The following is a 16,250-nucleotide window of genomic DNA, read 5'->3' as shown; positions in this document are numbered from 1 at the left end:
CACTGCAACGTGTTTCGTTATCAATGACAACGTCCGGAAATACTTCCTGGCAGAAAGCATGGACTGACACCCCCATCATTCTATAACGTGTTCTACATGAGCAAGCAGGAATACGACATCGTCGTCGTCGGCAGTGGTGCCGCAGGTATGACAGCGGCCTTGACCGCAGCCCACCAGGGCTTGAGTGTGGTCATCGTGGAGAAAGCCGCCCACTACGGCGGATCGACCGCCCGTTCCGGTGGTGGGGTCTGGATCCCCAACAACGAGGCACTTCAAGCGGACGGTGTCACCGATACACCGGAGGCCGCACGTTCCTACCTGCACAGCATCATCGGCGACGTTGTCGCTCCCGAACGCATCGACACCTATCTCGAGCGCGGTCCCGAGATGCTCTCGTTCGTGTTGAAGAACAGCCCGCTCGAGCTGCAGTGGGTTCCCGGCTACTCCGACTACTACCCGGAAGCACCCGGCGGACGCCTCGGTGGCCGCAGTGTCGAGCCCACCCCGTTCGACGGCAACAAGTTGGGCGCCGACCGCAAGAACCTCGAGCCCGACTACGTCAAGGCCCCCAAGAACTTCGTCATCACCCAGGCCGACTACAAGTGGCTCAACCTGCTGATGCGCAATCCTCGCGGACCCCTGCGCGCCATGAAGGTCGGCATGCGATTCCTCGCAGCGAAGGCCACCAAGAAGGATCTACTGGTTCGCGGCCAGGCACTGGTCGCCGGTATTCGACTCGGACTTCAGTCCGCCGGAGTACCCATCCTGCTGAACACCCCGCTGACCTCCCTGTACACCGAAGACGGCGCTGTTCGCGGCGTCAACGTCATCGTCGACGGCGAGGAGCAGGTCATCCGCGCTCGCCACGGAGTCGTGTTGGGATCCGGCGGATTCGAGCACAACAAGGAAATGCGTGAGAAGTACCAGCGCGCACCTATCGGCACCGAATGGACCGTCGGCGCGAAGGCAAACACCGGCGACGGTATCCGCGCAGGCCAAGAAGTGGGCGCTGCAGTCGATTTCATGGACGACGCCTGGTGGGGCCCGTCCATTCCGCTGACCGGCGGACCGTGGTTCGCTCTCTCCGAGCGCACCCTCCCGGGCTGCATGATGGTCAACATGTCGGGCAAGCGCTTCGGCAACGAGGCTGCTCCGTACGTCGAGGCGACCCATGCGATGTACGGCGGTGAGTACGGTCAGGGCGAGGGCCCCGGCGAGAACATCCCGACGTGGATGATTCTCGATCAGCGCTACCGCAACCGCTACACGTTTGCCGGTATCACTCCCCGCTCCCCCTTCCCCGGCCGCTGGCTCAAGGCCGGCATCGTGGTCAAGGCGGGAACCATCGCCGAATTGGCAGAGAAGACAGGGCTTCCCGTCGCATCGCTGACCGAAACCGTCGATCGGTTCAACGGCTTCGCGCGCAACGGCAAGGACGAGGACTTCGGACGCGGTGACAGTGGTTACGACGCGTACTACGGCGATCCCCGACTGAAGAACCCCAGCCTCGCCGAAATCAGCAAGGCTCCGTTCTACGCCATCAAGATGGTTCCGGGTGACCTCGGCACCAAGGGTGGTATCTGCACCGACGTCAACGGCCGAGCACTACGCGAAGACGGAAGCGTCATCGACGGCCTCTACGCGGCTGGCAACGCGAGCGCTCCGGTCATGGGCCACACCTACGCCGGACCAGGCGCGACCATCGGTCCCGCAATGACTTTCGGTTACTTGGCCGTACTCGACATCGTCGAGCGTGCGAAGAAGGCCGAGACAACCGAAGCACCGGCAGCTGAAAAGACGGCGGTCGACCATGCCAATTGATCCGAAGATCGCACTCGGCGCCGAGCTTGCGCCACAAGAGTTCTCGTGGACCCCGTCGGACGTGCAGCACTACCACTTGGCCCTGGGGGCAGGTGCTCGTCCGCTTGATCCGAACGAGCTTCGATACCTCGACGACGAAAAGCCTCAGGTACTACCCACCTTTGCCACCGTCGCCGCCAACTTCCACGCCACCGAAGCACCGAAGGTGTCGTTCCCCGGCGTCGAAATCGATCTGGCGAAGGTAGTCCACGGGAGCCAGGAAGTCACTGTCCATCAGCCGATCCCGGCAAGTGGAAGTGGCCGCACCACAACTCGAATCGCCGAGGTCTGGGACAAGGGCAAGGCCGCGGTGATCGTGCAGGAATCCGTCACGGTCGACGCCGAGGGCAACCCGCTGTGGACAGCTCGCTCGTCCATTTTCGCCCGCGGCGAGGGTGGTTTCGGGGGTGAACGTGGTCCGTCGGAGTCGATTACGCTTCCGGATCGCGAAGCAGATGAGACAGTGGTGACGCCTGTGCTTCCACAGCAGGCTTTGCTGTACCGGATGTGTGGTGATCGGAATCCGTTGCACTCGGATCCGCAATTCGCCTCCGCGGCAGGCTTTCCAGCGCCTATCCTGCATGGACTGTGTACTTACGGAATGGTCTGCAAGACCGCAGTGGATACCATGCTCGACGGCGACAGCAGTCGGGTAGCCGGATTTCGGGCCCGCTTTGCCGGGGTCGTATTTCCCGGCGAGAACTTGAGTATCCAGATCTGGAAAGACAATGGGCGACTCCTGATCTCAGCTTCTGTACTGGAGCGCGAAGCTCCTGCCCTGGCTGACGTAGTTCTCACTCTTGTCTGATACCAACCTGTCTGATACCCACCTGTTAGAACTCACCGTAGTTCTCGAACCCGATGGAGTAGCCCGAAGATGACGGCACAAGACGAAAAGTTCCGACTGTCCCGACGAGGTTTCATGGCCGCTGGAGCCGGCGCCGTGGCAGCGACCGCATTCGCCGGCTGGACGCCGGCCTACGCCGTCCCCGCCGGCTCTTCCGGCTCCGCGGGTGGTCCCGTGTCCACCCTCACACCGCCGCCTGCCTTCCCCGAAGGCATCGCGCTGTACCAGCAGGCATATCAGAACTGGTCCAAGGAGATCATGCTCGACGCGATCTGGACCTGTTCGCCCAAGACGCCCGAAGACGTAGTCCGCCTCGCTAACTGGGGTCATGCCAACGGCTACACCATTCGTCCCCGCGGCGCCATGCACGGCTGGACGCCGCTGACCATCGTCAACGGTGCGCCGGTCGACAAGGTCATCCTCGCCGACACCACGGTCCACCTCACCGGAGTCTCCGTCAACGCCGGTGGCAGCCCAGCCACCGTCACCGCAGGACCCGGCGCGACCCTCGACGCCATCACGACCGCACTGCAGGCACAGGGCCTCGGGTTCGCGAACCTGCCGGCGCCGGGTGTGTTGACCATTGCCGGCTGCCTCGCCGTCGACGCTCACGGCGCAGCTCTCCCCGCCGAAGGCGAAGCACACGTTCCCGGACAGACTTTCGGCTCACTCTCCAACCTCGTCACCTCCCTGACCGCAGTGGTCTGGAACGGCAGCGAGTACGCACTGAAGACGTACGCGCGTAGCGACGCGGCGATCAAGCCGCTGCTGGCTCACCTCGGACGCACCTTCCTCACCTCCGTCACCTTGCAGGCCGCCCCCAACTACCGCATGCGCTGCGTCAGCCACACCGACATCGGTTGGCAGGAACTCTTCGGCGCCCGCGGAGCGTCCGGACGCACCTTCGAGAAGTTCGTCCGCGAAAACGGTCGCGCAGAAGCAATCTGGTACCCCTTCACCGAACGCCCGTGGATGAAGGTGTGGTCACTTGCCCCCACCAAGCCGCCGTTCTCGCGTGAGGTGACCGGACCGTACAACTACATCTTCTCCGACAACCTCCCGGAGCCGGTCACCGACATGATCGGCCAGATCAACTCCGGAAACCCGGGCATCGCACCGGCATTCGGGCAGATCATGTACGCCACCACCGTTGCCGGACTCGCCGCGACGTTCTCCAACGACCTGTGGGGATGGTCCAAGGACGTCCAGTTCTACATCCGGGCCACCACCCTGCGCCTGACCGAGGGCGGCGGAGCCGTCATCACCTCTCGCGCCAACATCGGCCAGGTCATCCACGACTTCACCCAGTGGTTCAACGGCCGCATGGAGTACTACCGCTCCATCGGACAGTTCCCCCTCAACGGGCCCGTCGAAATCCGTTGCTGCGGCCTCGATCAACCGTCGGATGTCGAGGTCGACTCGGCAGGCGCCCCCACCATCTCGGCCATGCGCCCTCGCCCCGACCATCCGGAATGGGACACCGCCATCTGGCTCAACGTCCTCGGCGTCCCCGGAACCCCCGGCATGTTCGCGTTCTACCGCGAAATGGAACAGTGGATGCGTAATCACTACAACAACAACGACGCCACCTTCCGCCCCGAGTGGTCCAAGGGCTGGGCGTTCGGCCCCGACAAGCCGTACACCGACACCCCGATCATCACCCAGGGCCTCCCCCAGACCTACCGCGACGGCGTCCCATCGAGCGACAACTGGGACACCGCCAACGCCGCATTCAACGCGTTGGATCCGCACAAGGTCTTCAGCAACACCTTCCTGGACCAGTTGCTGCCTTGAGGTTCAAGTACTGAGCGCACACTCTGACAACTCGACGGTCGTCGCCACTCCCCTTACTTTCGGGAGTGCGGCGGCCGTCGTGCGTTGCAGTGAGCGGGATGAAGGAGTCCCCCGCATCCCGACGAGGCAGCTGCCTCAATCGCGATCAGGATGGATCGCCTCGTGCATACTTTCCACTGCCCTGGCGTGAGTTGAGAGCTCGGACCGAGCCGACCGAATCGTGGCGCTGTCGCTGCGTGCCCCCGGCTCGGACGACGACGAGTCCTCTCCGGGGTTCGGCGCGCCATCAGCTGGATGCTCGGAGGAGCCGGTGCGCTCTTCCCTCTCCGCGCGGGCGCGCAACAACGACTCGGACTTCGGGGTATTTCGCATCGGAGCATTGTCCCAGATCCATCTCCTATGACTCACATTGAGCGCTCTCACCCCCGGTGACCAGGCCGTTCCTGAATATCAACACCTAGAATGTTCGCAACAAAATATCTACAGCGGTCAGGGTAGACATTCTCGCGAGGCTGTTGTATCTTTTTTCTCGTAGCAAGGAACGAGTCAAGAGATGCGGGAGAGATGAACTACCCGCAAGCAGTACCGCAGGGCAGGGACGTGCCGGGGCCGAATTCGTGTGTGAGTGTGTAGTCGGACCCGGCACCCCCCTTCAAAGCGGCTACCGGATGTCTTGTGCGAGTCCGGAAGTTCGAAAGAATGCAGTTATGTAAGTAAGTTCAACCCCATCCGGCCCCCGGCGCTCCTCGCGCCGGGGGCCCCGTCCGTTCAGCGAAAGAAGCGAGCCATTCCGGCAGATACACCACCGGGGGACCCCTCCGGCAGATTCGACGACGAGAACTATCCTGCGTACAGCATGGGACATGCGGCCGAGATCCTCGGTGTCAGGCAAGCTTTCCTTCGTAGCCTCGATGCCGCGAAACTGCTTACCCCACAACGCTCTGAGGGCGGACATCGCCGCTACTCCCGCTACCAGCTGCGCATCGCAGCCCGCGCGCACGAACTCGTAGCCAACGGCACGGCGCTCGACGCTGCTTGCCGCATCATCATCCTCGAAGACCAACTCACCGAAGCCCGTCGCATCAACGCCGAGCTTCAGCAAGCGCAGGACCTGCGAGAGGAACCGGACGCGGCACCCGAATGAGGACTGCACTGGAACAGCAGTTGCGCCTATACGGTCGATCTGACCCCTCCTCCTTCCAACTGCGGTAAATTCGGCCAATTGGGACATTGCTCGGCGTCGGTTGCTCGATTTCCACATCGAAGGGATCGCAGGCATGACTTCCTCCCACCACCGCGCTCGGGTGCGGCTGTCTGCTCTGTCGATCGCCTTGACCGTTGCCATTGCAACCGCTGCGTGCAGTTCCGACGATGACTCCGCAACAAACACGGGCAGCGCCTCTCCCAGCACCTCGAGCAGTCGAGAATCCACCGAGATCACGGACATCGTCCGCCGCCAAGTGGCCGACTTGGGCCTCAGTGCCGCTGTGTTCGGGGTGTGGCGAGGCGACGACGAAGTTGCTCTCGGCGCCGTCGGAGAGTCCCCTGTCGGAGTTCCGGCGACAACCGACATGCAGTTGCGCGTCGGCCAACCGATGGAACCGATGCTCTCGACAGTCCTGCTGCAACTCGACGAAGAGGGAACGCTTCCCCTCGATCAACCGATCGCGAAGTGGGAACCGAACTTTCCGCGCGCAGACACCATCACTCCGCGAATGCTGGCCAACAGCACGTCGGGCATCTCCGACTACGTGACCGATCCACAGTTCCTCAAACTCTTCACGGACAACCCGATGAAGGGCTGGACCTCTCGAGAGATCCTGGATCTTGCCAACTCCCGCCCGCCGTTGTTCGAACCCGGCACCAGTTGGGCGTACGCGCACAGCGACCTGACGCTGCTCGGCGACGTCATGGAGAAAGCGACTGGAAAACCGCTGGGCGAACTACTTCAGCAGCGCGTCTTCGATCCACTCGGGATGGATCACAGCAGCGTTGTACTCACGTCGCAGATGGACGAACCGATCCTGCACGGTTACACCAATGAACGTGGAGTATTCGAAGACTCCACTTTCTGGAATCCGACGGCGTTCCTGCACAGCGGAAACATGAACGCGCCTGTCGCCGACGTCGGAAAGTGGGTGCGCGCGCTGGGAACGGGAGAGTTACTCTCCGACAAGGCTTTCGAGCAGCAGATGGCGCCGACGACTGCGGGCTTGGGAAGTATGACGGTGGACAAGTTCTTTTCCTTCGGGACCGGGCACCTCGACGGCTGGCTGGTGATGAACCCGTCGTACGGCGGTTACAACGGTCTCGCGCTCTACTACCCCGACTCGAAGACGACGATCGTCGTCTACGCCACACTCGGGCCGACAACCAACGCGGACCTCAACAACGCCGTGTCGATGGGGAAGGAGATCGGAACCCTCCTCGAGCCGGATCACCCGCCGCAGGTACCGACGCCGTGACGCCCCACACACGCTGGTAGTAAACAGCGCCGGTCGGCAACTTCCTGTTTACGCACGGATTACCTCCAGGACTTATCGCCCCATCACCATTCTCTTCAGTACCGAACGAAACGCGTCGGACCGCGGGTTGTCTCGCCAGTGAACGAGAACGTAGATAGATGGGGACAGGCCCGATGAGGAAATACGCGATGTCAGTGGCATGCACGGTTGCAGTCACAGCGGGGGTGACTCTTGTGATGTCGGTACCTGCCGGAGCGGACCCGAATGACGGTGGGTCGTGCCCGGCCGGTGCGGTATTCGCGGTCGGCGGAACGTGGGATCCGACGGGACAAACGACGCAACCCGTCACCGACCGCTACGTCGCCCAGGGTTACGCCTCCAAGCCGGTGACCTACCCCGCCAGCTTCTGGCCGCTCGGCGAACAGACGTACGACCAGAGCGTTGCCGCCGGCGCCCAGACGCTTCGCACCGAAGTCAACGCTTTCCACGCTCAGTGCCCGGGCAGCGAGATCGTCGTCACCGGATACTCACAGGGAGCACGGATTGCCGGCGACGTTCTCGGGGACATCGCACGTGACGGATCCATTCCCCAATCGCAAGTCGAAGGCGTCCTCTACGCCGACCCTCGCAACTCGGCCGGGGGCATCGAAACCGTAGTGCCCAATGTCGTTCCGGGAGCGACGATGTCCGGAGCACGCGGCGGATTCGGAGACATCGCAGTGCAGGAAGTCTGCATCGAGGGTGACGGCATCTGCAACATGCCCAAGCCGCGTGATGCGCCCGAGGTGTTCGTGGATTCGGTCTTCGGCTACTTCACGAAGCACAACACCTACACGCCGATGATGTCCGAGCCCGCTCCGCCTGCTCCCCCGGCGCTGCCGCAGACACCGTCGGTGCCACTGCAACCGGCTGACGTCGCCACTGCGATCGTGACACGGGTCGTCGAGAACATCACTCCGTATCTGAGCGCTGCACTCGCCACCGTGCTGACGAAGTAACGCGACACCGCTTGTTCGGCTGACTGAAAGTCGACCGATTCGTACAAGTCGAGGACCACCCGCGCCGTGCACCATCGAATACATGCTCACCTTCATCGTCAGATACGGGTACGTCCCGTTCATGCTCTTGGGAATCAACGGAGCCGCAATCGCGCTGGCGGCATCCGGCGCGCCGAAATGGTCACTGGTGGCATTGATTCTCTTCGCAGTGGTCTGCTCGTTCGCGGCCGAACGGGCGCTTCCCTACGAATCTTCGTGGAATGCCCCGGGACCGGACAGGTTTCGCGACGCTGTCCATGCGTTTGTCAACGAATCCCTCATCTTGGTCAGCGTCGCGGTAATCCCGTTGATGGCCGCGGTGATTCCGTTCGACGGGCTGTGGCCGAGCGGTCTTCCGTTTGTCCTTCAGGTCGTCTTCGCAGTGTTGGTTGCCGATTTCGGCATCACCGTGGTGCATTTGATCAGCCACAAGGTTGGATGGTTGTGGCGTTTCCACGCGGTTCATCACAGCCTCGAACGGTTCTACGGTATGAACGGACTGATGAAGCACCCCGTGCATCAGACTTTCGAAACCGCCGGTGGCGTCCTGCCACTGATCCTCCTCGGGATGCCCGTTCCAGTTGCCTCGGCGCTCGCGGTTTGTGTCGCTGTCCAACTCCTGCTTCAGCATTCGAATGCCGACTACCGCATCGGCCCCCTGCGTCCGATACTCGCCCTCAACGCCGGCCACCGATTCCATCACCTGAAGTGGGCGGGAATCGGTGACGTCAATTTCGGTTTGTTCACTCTGATCTGGGATCACATGTTCCGCACTTATTCTTTCGATCCGGAAAAGCGCTTCAGCAGTGACGATCTCGGAATGGCGGCCAAGCCCGACTACCCGGACGACTACCTCGGCCAGTTGGCCGAACCGTTCCGGAGACAGAACTGACGGACGAGGGGCGGAGATTCAGCCCGCGAGTACCCGTCGCATGACGGGCTTGGCTGCAAACGCACTGGCCAACACCAACGCGATCCCCACAGCCAGGGTGACGCCCAACTGAACCAGCGCCATCGGAGTGGTCAATACGGCTGCCCCTGCCAGTGGGAAGAGGAACAGCAGTGCAGCGCCGGCGCCGGCCAGTGCCATCACCACCACGGGAGTGCGAACGTGCCTCATGCGGGCGCTGTCCATCACCTCGACAGGTGTGCCGGCCAAAGTCAGACTCCGATACAGCTCACGGTTGTCGAGGATCCCGGATACCTGGGTGAGCGCAGACGAGATGGCCGCCAACGTGAATGTTGCTCCGAGAGTGAACAACACCCCGGTTCTCATGTCCGCGAACAGGAACTCCTGCCCTGGCTGCAAATCCTGTCCCTCCCCGTTGCCGATCGCGGCGAGGAGAGATGTGCCTGCGGCAACAAAGCTGGCCATCGTCACACCGCTGACCGTGCGCCACACAGCCTTCGGATTGTCCAAGACCCGACGCGCCGCAATCAGCGAAGCACCGTCTTTGGCGCATTTGAGCATGATCCGTCCAAGCAGCGAAATGACGAACGGACCGACCAACGCAACAACGCCGAAGCAGAGACCAAGGCCCACCAGGATTGCCGCGATGCTTGCCGCGGAGCCCCCGAATGCACTCCATCCCACAAGAACCCCCACCCCAGCCACCGCGACGATCATCTTCGGTGCGGCGCTGGGATTGCCCGCCGTGACGCCCAACGGGCTCACGAACACCTGGCGCATCCCGAGCATCGACGTCAAAGCAGCCAGGATGGTCATTCCGAATACGATGCCCACCAGCGGAAGTGCGCCTAACCAAAGCTCACTCCACTCGAATGTCCGACCTTGAAATCTCAAGAGAGCTACGAGCGGCAACGCGAGGAGGTATCCCACCACACCGATCAACGCACCGGCCAAGCCCTGGATACCCGATTCCGCAGCGCACAGCGCAACGATCTGGCGAGGGGTGGATCCGATGAGTCGCAGCGAGGCAAGTCGTTCGTCGCGACGGCGCGCGCCCAAGCGGGCCGCCGCCAGACCGAGAGTGACGGCTGGAACGATCATCAACACCGAAGCAACCCCTGCGAGCGCTAGGTACGCCTCGGCTTCGGGTTCGCTCGATCTGCCCGCAAATGCACCGTAGCCGCCGAGCACCGTCAGCAACAACGTCGTCGAGGCGGCAAATGCGGACACTGGGAGCGCGAAGGTACTCAAGGCCTTTCGGCCTTCACCTCGCACCGTCATCAATGCAACGCGCGCTGTGGCCTTCATGCCGCCACCTGTGTCCCGACGAGCGAACCGGCCTGCATCATCATCGTGCGATCACACCACCGAGCGACTTCGGCATCGTGAGTGACGACGACCAACGCAGAACCGATCTGTTGAGCCGAATCACGCAACACCCTCATCACTTCCCAACTCGTCTGCGCGTCGAGTGCACCGGTCGGCTCGTCTGCGAAGAGAACGGCGGGTTTGGTCACCAACGCTCGCGCAATCGCCACACGTTGCGACTGACCACCCGACATCTGACCCGGGCGACGGTCCTGCAGACCGTCCAGTCCCAATGGCGCGAAGAAGCCGTGCGCCGTCCGCTTGGCTTCGGCGATGGACAACCCGTTGAGCACCAAGGGCAAAGCGACGTTCTCGATCGCCGGAAGCTCCGGTAACAGTTGGCCCGATTGAAAAACGAACCCGTACGACTCCCGTCGGAGCCGGCTGCGGTCGTTCTCACCGAGGTTCTCGATATGCCTGCCGCTCAGCAAGATTGCTCCCGAGTCGGGCTTGACGATTCCTGACATGCAATGCAGCAGTGTCGACTTCCCCGATCCTGAAGGACCCATGATGGCCGTGGCAGTACCGGCGCGCACTTCCAGCGATACACCTCGGAGCACCGGAACGTCGCCGTACGACTTGCCCAGCGCGTGGACCGACAGGACTGCGGGTGCTTGTGCGTTGTTCATGATTCCACCTTCTCGTGAACCCTTCGCGAACACATCGGCCCAGCGCACGATCTTCGGACTGAGCTCGGTCCTACCGGAGGATGACCGGACCCCGAGCTCTGTCAGGGTCGTCACTATGATTTCCGACATGACCTGGTCCGGCGCCGTCCACATGCAGCCCGGAATTCTCATGTTCACCGGCGCAGTGGGATCCGCGCACATGCATTCGCACGCCGCTGTTCAGATCATGATCATCGACGACGGGGACGTCACGGTCACGGACGGGGACGGCCACAGTGAAGTCGTGCGGTCCGTGGTCATTCCATCCGGGGCGGTCCACGCGTTGTCCGCCTCCGAGGGCGCGCGGGGACGAGCGATTTACGTGGACTCCACCACGGGAATGGGCCGGCGCATCAGGCCGCCTGTATCCGAGCACGGTGGTGTGGCCGACTGGTCGGACCGTGGGCGGACCGCAGTAGCGATGACGGACCGTGGCGCTGATTCGGATCTGGAATACGCAGCGAGGCTGATCGATTCACTGTCCGAAAGCAAGCAGCCGTCGAACGTACGCGCTCTTCACCCTGCACTCGAGCATGCTCTGACGATACTGCCCGAGCGACTTTCGGGGCCGATAACGGTGGCGGACACCGCCGCGCTGGTCTCCATCTCGCCCGGCCGATTGGGAAGAATCTTCAACGATCAACTGCAGATGAGTTTTTCGACCTACATTCGTTGGTTGCGGCTACGACGCGCCATGGAAGTGATGAGCGGTGGCGCAAGCCTGACAACCAGTGCACACGAGGCCGGTTTCACCGACAGCGCCCATCTCAACCGGATCTGCCACAGCATGTTCGGACTCACGCCCAGCGCCGCGACCGGCGATCTCACCTGGAATTGACGCTGCTCCTCAACTGATGCTGCCCACCGCCGACCTCGCCAGTAGCGACAGACGACTGTAGAGGCGCGCCAACCCCGGCACGTCCCGGAGGCTGCCTGCCACTTCTTCGACGTAAGCGTCGGCGTAGATCGTCAGCCGCGCATCGACGTCATAGAGAACATCGACGACATTCGCGAAACGGCGAAGGGCAAATTCCGACGCCTCGGCGAGCACCGGCACTCCGAAGATCACCCAGTCGTCGAAGCGGGCGGCGAGCGCGAGGTAATCGGCAGCCGAGGTCGAACCAGTGCACAGCACCTCGAAGTCGAACCAGACGACACCGTCTCGAATCGCCGAGCACTCCAATGTGCGTGTGTCTATCGTCAATTCGACACTTTCGCCCGAAGGCCGCGTAATTCCCGAGCCGACGAGGAATTCCCCTGTCGCAAATCGGTAGTCCCCGGCACCTGGCTGTCCCACCGTCCGATAGTCGACGGAGCCACCCAACTCGATCACCTCGAGAGTCCGCTCCATCAACTCGATCGACGGAACGAACTGCTCGTGAAAAAGCGGATTGGGAAGAAGATCGGTCGGCGGAACATTGGACGTGACGACAACAGTCACGCCTTTCGCGACGATTGTGTCGAGAACCCTTGCCATGAACATGGCGTCGGCGACGTCGTCGAGGTGGAACTCGTCGAAACAGAGCACACGGATTCCATCGACGACGTGATCCAGTGCCACGCCCATCGAGCCGAGTTCATGCGCCCGAGAGTGCAGATCTGCAAAGAACCGATGAAAGTGAATGCGCCGCTTGCCGACCGGGAGCCTGTCGTAGAACTCGTCCATGAGCATCGTCTTCCCGCGGCCGACGCTACCCCAGAGATAGATCCCACCCCCGACCTCACCGCCCGAGATCCGGGCCTGCAGTGCGTCGAGGGCTTCGCGTGCCGCCAACTGCTCTTCGTCCAGTAGCATAAGACTCCTCTACGTCTGTAGAGTCGAGGCTAGTGATCGAAGGCAAATCGAGTCAATGTGACCCTCACGACGCACCATCAGCAACATTCAACTCCAGCAACATTCAACTCCGGCAGCATGCAACATCGACAGCAAGGAACGGCATGAAGCCCGATCGCAGAGCCCTCATCGCGGCATCCGCCGTCACGATCATCGCCGAGCAGGGCCCGCGTGCACTCACCCATCGGGCGGTTGATCAGTCCCTGGAACTTCCTGCCGGTTCGACGTCGTACTATTTCCGCACTCGCGAGGCACTACTCGAAGCAACCGCATTGCACATCGTGCACCGGTCACGTTCGATATTCGACGAACTCCGCGAGAGGCCCAGCGATCCTGCTGCCCTGACGGCCGAGTATCTCGATGATCTTCTCTCGCACCGCAGACACGAATTGATCGCGAGATATGCACTGCTCTTGGAAACTCCCCGAGATTCGGCATTGCACCAACTCCTCGAAGACAGCCTGTTTTCACGGGAGAAGGCAAGGCCTGTCTTCGACATCGTTGGCGTTGACGATCCTGACGTCGCCGCCGCAAATTTTCTGAGCCTTCTGGAGGGCTTGATCTTCGACTACTGCCTCGGAGCGCGTAGCCGAGATCCCCGCTCCTCCGAAACCGTTCGGCAACTTCGGATCCCGATCGACATCTATCTGCGCGGAGTTGGTGCCGCCTGAAAGATGTTGGTCAGCAGAGGCTTCCGGTGCAGGGCCGTTGACCAGAGAACAGTGCCGCGACAAACGGGGTACTGTCTGGAACCGAAGCCGGAACGGTTCCCAGATGATCAGTGGGATAGGTATGGAATGCAAAGTCGACACCGTTGGCAGTAAGGTCGGCCGCGAACTTCAGTGTCAGCGGTGCCGGAACATCGATGTCCGACAACCCCTGACCGATGAAGAACGGGCGGTCGTATCCTGCGGTCGGCACAGTGAGCAGGTCACGCGCAGCCTCCATGAATACTGGATTGTCCAGCGACTTCGTCAGCACCTGCCCGAGCGTGACGGTGCCGTACTTCGTGCGCGCCTCGGTGTAGCACATGTTGTTCTCGACGTCGTCGAGGATGGTCTTGCCGAGCGGGGTCAGATACGAGTCGATGTCGATATCCGGCCGCGAAGCACGCAGTCCATCAAGAACGTTCGCGATGTAGACCGTCGAACCCTTGAGCGGAAGCGCCGGGAAAGCCGGACCACCGAGCGGTAGAAGATTCTCGATGTTCGAGGGGACACCAGTGGCGACAGCGCCGCGGTAGTCCAACTCCGGCGCGTAAGCAGTGGCAAGCGAAGCGGTGAACATAGTCGCCTGCCCGCCCTGCGACTGCCCCATCGCAACCCATGCGCTCGACAGGTCGTCGTCGACCGCACGAGCGGCACGCACCATGTCCACAACGCTGTGTGCAGCGGAACGACCGTCGAGATACGGGTGAACACCGGGTGTTCCGAGCCCCACGTAGTCGGTGGTCACGACCGCGTATCCCTGCTCCAGCCAGTGACCCAGATGCGTCGCGGTCCGTTCGAGTGGAACACTGCTGCTCGGCGCACACTGATCCGCGACACCCACCGTCCCGTGCGCGTAGGAGATGACCGGCCAACCACCCTCGGGCGGAGCTCCCTCTGGGCGATACACCACACCGGTACTCGTCATCGGCGCATCCTTCGGGCCCGTCGACCAGTACGTCACCTTCGTTGCGCTCACGGCACCCGGGATCACCCGGTCGGGACCGAGCAACTCCTGACTCACGACAGCACCCGGAGCATCGTTCGGTTCCGCTCCGGCCGGCGCCGCAACTGTCAACGCCACCAACGCACTCGCGCTCAGTCCGACGAGCGTCCTACACAGTCGCTTACTCACGTACTTCTCCTACCGATTGCGGTGACGGTGCATATGTGGTGATCGGCCCCACATCAGCTGATCGAGTTCAGACCATAGAACAGCCTTACCATTTGGTCAACCTAAATTTCCGCTGCGCATCAACCGTCGTGACACGCCTGCTCGGGTAGGGTGGCGGTGTTCGATACGTGCAGGTCCCCCGCGAGATCAGGAGGCCGAAAGGCTCTCTCATGTCAGCACCTGATCTCCCGACCTTCCCTGCTTCGCAGCAGAAGTCGGTGGCCGCGATCCTCCGAGCAGCAGGTTGCGTCTTCGCCGAAGACGAGGCTCGCCTACTTCTTCACACCGCACGCTCTCGCGATGAACTCGACGCGATGGTCGACCGACGAGTTGCCGGCGAACCACTCGAGCCCGTCCTCGGATGGGCCGAGTTCTGCGGCTTGCGCATTCACATCGACTCCGGAGTCTTCGTCCCACGCCGGCGCACCGAGTTCCTCGCCCGGCAGGCCTGCTCACTTGTCACCCCAGGAAGCGTCGTCGTCGACATGTGTTGCGGCTCAGGAGCTGTCGGTGTTGTCCTGCAGTCGACGCTCGACGCCGTCGATTTGTACGCGGTAGACGTGGAACCGGCCGCAGTGCGGTGCGCTCGCCGAAACATCACACCGCCCGAGCGTGTACTCGAAGGCGATTTATTCGAACCACTGCCGACGAAATTACTCGGTCGCGTGGATGTCGTCGTCGCCAATGCACCTTACGTCCCCACCGAATCGATCAGGCTGATGCCGCCCGAAGCCCGTCTTCACGAACCGCTGGTCTCGTTGGACGGCGGTACCGACGGACTGGACCTGCAGCGTCGCATCATCGCGGACGCCGCGCCGTGGCTACGACCGGGTGGCTGTCTTCTCGTCGAGACGAGTACGGAGCAGGTCGAAATGACTGTTGAAACATTCACTCGGGGAGGGTTTCTCACTCGGGTGGCAACCTACAGCGAGACCGCGTCGACCGTGGTGATCGGTCAGCGTTGAAGGCGATCGGATCCTGGCGTGGACCACTCCCGAGCGCGGGCGGCAAAGCCGTCGACAAAAAGCCCGAACGCGCGATCGACGCGGGCCCGGTCCCCGGTGGCCAGAAGATCCATCGACAGACCCCGCATTTGCGAGAGCAACAGAGTAGCGACAGAGGCAACATCGTCCTCGGGGCAACCCGCTTGTCGTAGACCGGCTTCCAGTGCCTCGATCCAATCGCCCACAAAACGGTCCAGGAACCGTCCGTAGCGGTCGCGGTCGCCGAGCGCGAGGGCGTAGATCTCGACCATCACCCGGAACCGCGGCAGGACCTCCGGCGTCGTACGTTCGGTCCACCACGCAGTCAGCACTGTCGCCGGATCGACCCCCGGTTTCATCGGCACCGCAATCGGAATGGACTCACCACGCATGTTCTCGATGACCTCGGAGAGCAGATTCTCCTTGCTCTCGAAATGGTTGAGCAACGACGCATGCGACACACCCACGGCCTTGGCGAGCTGCCTCACCGTCAATTCCCCGACACCGTTGTCGATGACGTAGCGGGTCAGCGCGTCGAGCAACTCCTCACGTCGCCCGGCGTATCTCAGGCTGCGTTTGTCGATGCGATCGGGCTCCGGCACA

16 protein-coding genes are annotated in these 16,250 nt (G+C 62.3%); 10 read left to right on the top strand and 6 right to left on the bottom strand.

The genetic code is table 11. The features are described from left to right. The first annotated feature begins 96 nt into the window (after positions 1-96). The 3 genes from kstD to P0M12_RS16285 all read left to right on the top strand — a co-directional run bounded on the left by kstD (position 97) and on the right by P0M12_RS16285 (position 4,501). Positions 97-1,821 carry a 3-oxosteroid 1-dehydrogenase gene (gene kstD, locus P0M12_RS16295; protein ID WP_007734077.1) on the top strand — a complete coding sequence of 575 codons (1,725 nt, stop codon included), beginning with the start codon at positions 97-99 and terminating at the stop codon, positions 1,819-1,821. Beyond that, positions 1,811-2,668 (top strand): MaoC/PaaZ C-terminal domain-containing protein, encoded by an 858-nt coding sequence (locus tag P0M12_RS16290; protein ID WP_003945880.1) that lies wholly within the window; start codon positions 1,811-1,813, stop codon positions 2,666-2,668. Before kstD ends, P0M12_RS16290 begins: the two co-directional genes overlap by 11 nt. Positions 2,669-2,737: 69 nt before the next feature. Next, the gene (locus tag P0M12_RS16285) at positions 2,738-4,501 is read left to right on the top strand and encodes a cholesterol oxidase substrate-binding domain-containing protein (protein ID WP_277376566.1); all 1,764 of its coding nucleotides are present in this window, start codon (positions 2,738-2,740) and stop codon (positions 4,499-4,501) included. 135 nt (positions 4,502-4,636) lie between these two features. Here the strand turns inward: P0M12_RS16285 and P0M12_RS16280 are convergent, their stop codons facing one another. After that, positions 4,637-4,873, bottom strand: coding sequence for a hypothetical protein (locus P0M12_RS16280; RefSeq protein WP_125050305.1), 237 nt, complete (start codon positions 4,871-4,873; stop codon positions 4,637-4,639). 484 nt (positions 4,874-5,357) lie between these two features. Between P0M12_RS16280 and P0M12_RS16275 the strand changes: the two genes are divergently transcribed. From P0M12_RS16275 to P0M12_RS16260, 4 genes are all read left to right on the top strand, one after another. Further along, the gene (locus P0M12_RS16275; protein ID WP_003945791.1) at positions 5,358-5,645 is read left to right on the top strand and encodes a MerR family transcriptional regulator; all 288 of its coding nucleotides are present in this window, start codon (positions 5,358-5,360) and stop codon (positions 5,643-5,645) included. Between the two features lie 133 nt (positions 5,646-5,778). Beyond that, positions 5,779-6,966, top strand: a complete 1,188-nt coding sequence (locus P0M12_RS16270; protein WP_054188101.1) for a serine hydrolase domain-containing protein — start codon at positions 5,779-5,781, stop codon at positions 6,964-6,966. A 188-nt stretch (positions 6,967-7,154) separates the two neighbouring features. Beyond that, positions 7,155-7,964, top strand: a complete 810-nt coding sequence (locus P0M12_RS16265; protein ID WP_003945630.1) for a PE-PPE domain-containing protein — start codon at positions 7,155-7,157, stop codon at positions 7,962-7,964. Between the two features lie 82 nt (positions 7,965-8,046). After that, complete coding sequence (locus P0M12_RS16260) at positions 8,047-8,895, top strand: sterol desaturase family protein (protein ID WP_007734069.1); 849 nt, start codon at positions 8,047-8,049, stop codon at positions 8,893-8,895. 18 nt (positions 8,896-8,913) lie between these two features. Here P0M12_RS16260 and P0M12_RS16255 read toward each other — a convergent pair whose 3' ends face one another. Then, positions 8,914-10,221: an FtsX-like permease family protein gene (locus tag P0M12_RS16255; protein WP_047269622.1), complete on the bottom strand. Its 1,308-nt coding sequence runs from the start codon at positions 10,219-10,221 to the stop codon at positions 8,914-8,916. Beyond that, the gene (locus tag P0M12_RS16250; protein WP_019746872.1) at positions 10,218-11,063 is read right to left on the bottom strand and encodes an ABC transporter ATP-binding protein; all 846 of its coding nucleotides are present in this window, start codon (positions 11,061-11,063) and stop codon (positions 10,218-10,220) included. Before P0M12_RS16250 ends, P0M12_RS16255 begins: the two co-directional genes overlap by 4 nt. Here P0M12_RS16250 and P0M12_RS16245 point away from each other — a divergent pair. Then, positions 11,038-11,787: an AraC family transcriptional regulator gene (locus P0M12_RS16245; RefSeq protein ID WP_192711922.1), complete on the top strand. Its 750-nt coding sequence runs from the start codon at positions 11,038-11,040 to the stop codon at positions 11,785-11,787. The two genes, P0M12_RS16250 and P0M12_RS16245, sit on opposite strands and share 26 nt — an antisense overlap. 9 nt (positions 11,788-11,796) lie before the next feature. Here the strand turns inward: P0M12_RS16245 and zapE are convergent, their stop codons facing one another. Next, on the bottom strand, positions 11,797-12,744 hold the full coding sequence (gene zapE, locus P0M12_RS16240; RefSeq protein ID WP_158170137.1) for a cell division protein ZapE: 948 nt from the start codon (positions 12,742-12,744) through the stop codon (positions 11,797-11,799). A 143-nt stretch (positions 12,745-12,887) separates the two neighbouring features. On the opposite strand from zapE, the gene P0M12_RS16235 reads away from it, so the two are divergent. Continuing rightward, positions 12,888-13,454, top strand: a complete 567-nt coding sequence (locus P0M12_RS16235; RefSeq protein WP_047269626.1) for a TetR family transcriptional regulator — start codon at positions 12,888-12,890, stop codon at positions 13,452-13,454. A 10-nt stretch (positions 13,455-13,464) separates the two neighbouring features. Here the strand turns inward: P0M12_RS16235 and P0M12_RS16230 are convergent, their stop codons facing one another. Beyond that, positions 13,465-14,625: a lipase family protein gene (locus P0M12_RS16230; protein ID WP_073512038.1), complete on the bottom strand. Its 1,161-nt coding sequence runs from the start codon at positions 14,623-14,625 to the stop codon at positions 13,465-13,467. A 209-nt stretch (positions 14,626-14,834) separates the two neighbouring features. On the opposite strand from P0M12_RS16230, the gene P0M12_RS16225 reads away from it, so the two are divergent. Beyond that, on the top strand, positions 14,835-15,629 hold the full coding sequence (locus P0M12_RS16225) for a putative protein N(5)-glutamine methyltransferase (protein ID WP_047269628.1): 795 nt from the start codon (positions 14,835-14,837) through the stop codon (positions 15,627-15,629). On the opposite strand, the gene P0M12_RS16220 is transcribed toward P0M12_RS16225, so the two are convergent. Then, on the bottom strand, positions 15,620-16,249 hold the full coding sequence (locus tag P0M12_RS16220; RefSeq protein ID WP_158170136.1) for a TetR/AcrR family transcriptional regulator: 630 nt from the start codon (positions 16,247-16,249) through the stop codon (positions 15,620-15,622). The two genes, P0M12_RS16225 and P0M12_RS16220, sit on opposite strands and share 10 nt — an antisense overlap. Position 16,250: the final 1 nt, after the last annotated feature.

Origin of the sequence: Rhodococcus sp. RCBS9 (assembly GCF_029457415.1) — a bacterium.
Classification (GTDB): domain Bacteria; phylum Actinomycetota; class Actinomycetes; order Mycobacteriales; family Mycobacteriaceae; genus Rhodococcus_F; species Rhodococcus_F qingshengii.
The sequence above is the reverse complement of the archived record's forward strand: the minus strand, read 5'-3'. Positions and strand labels throughout refer to the sequence as shown.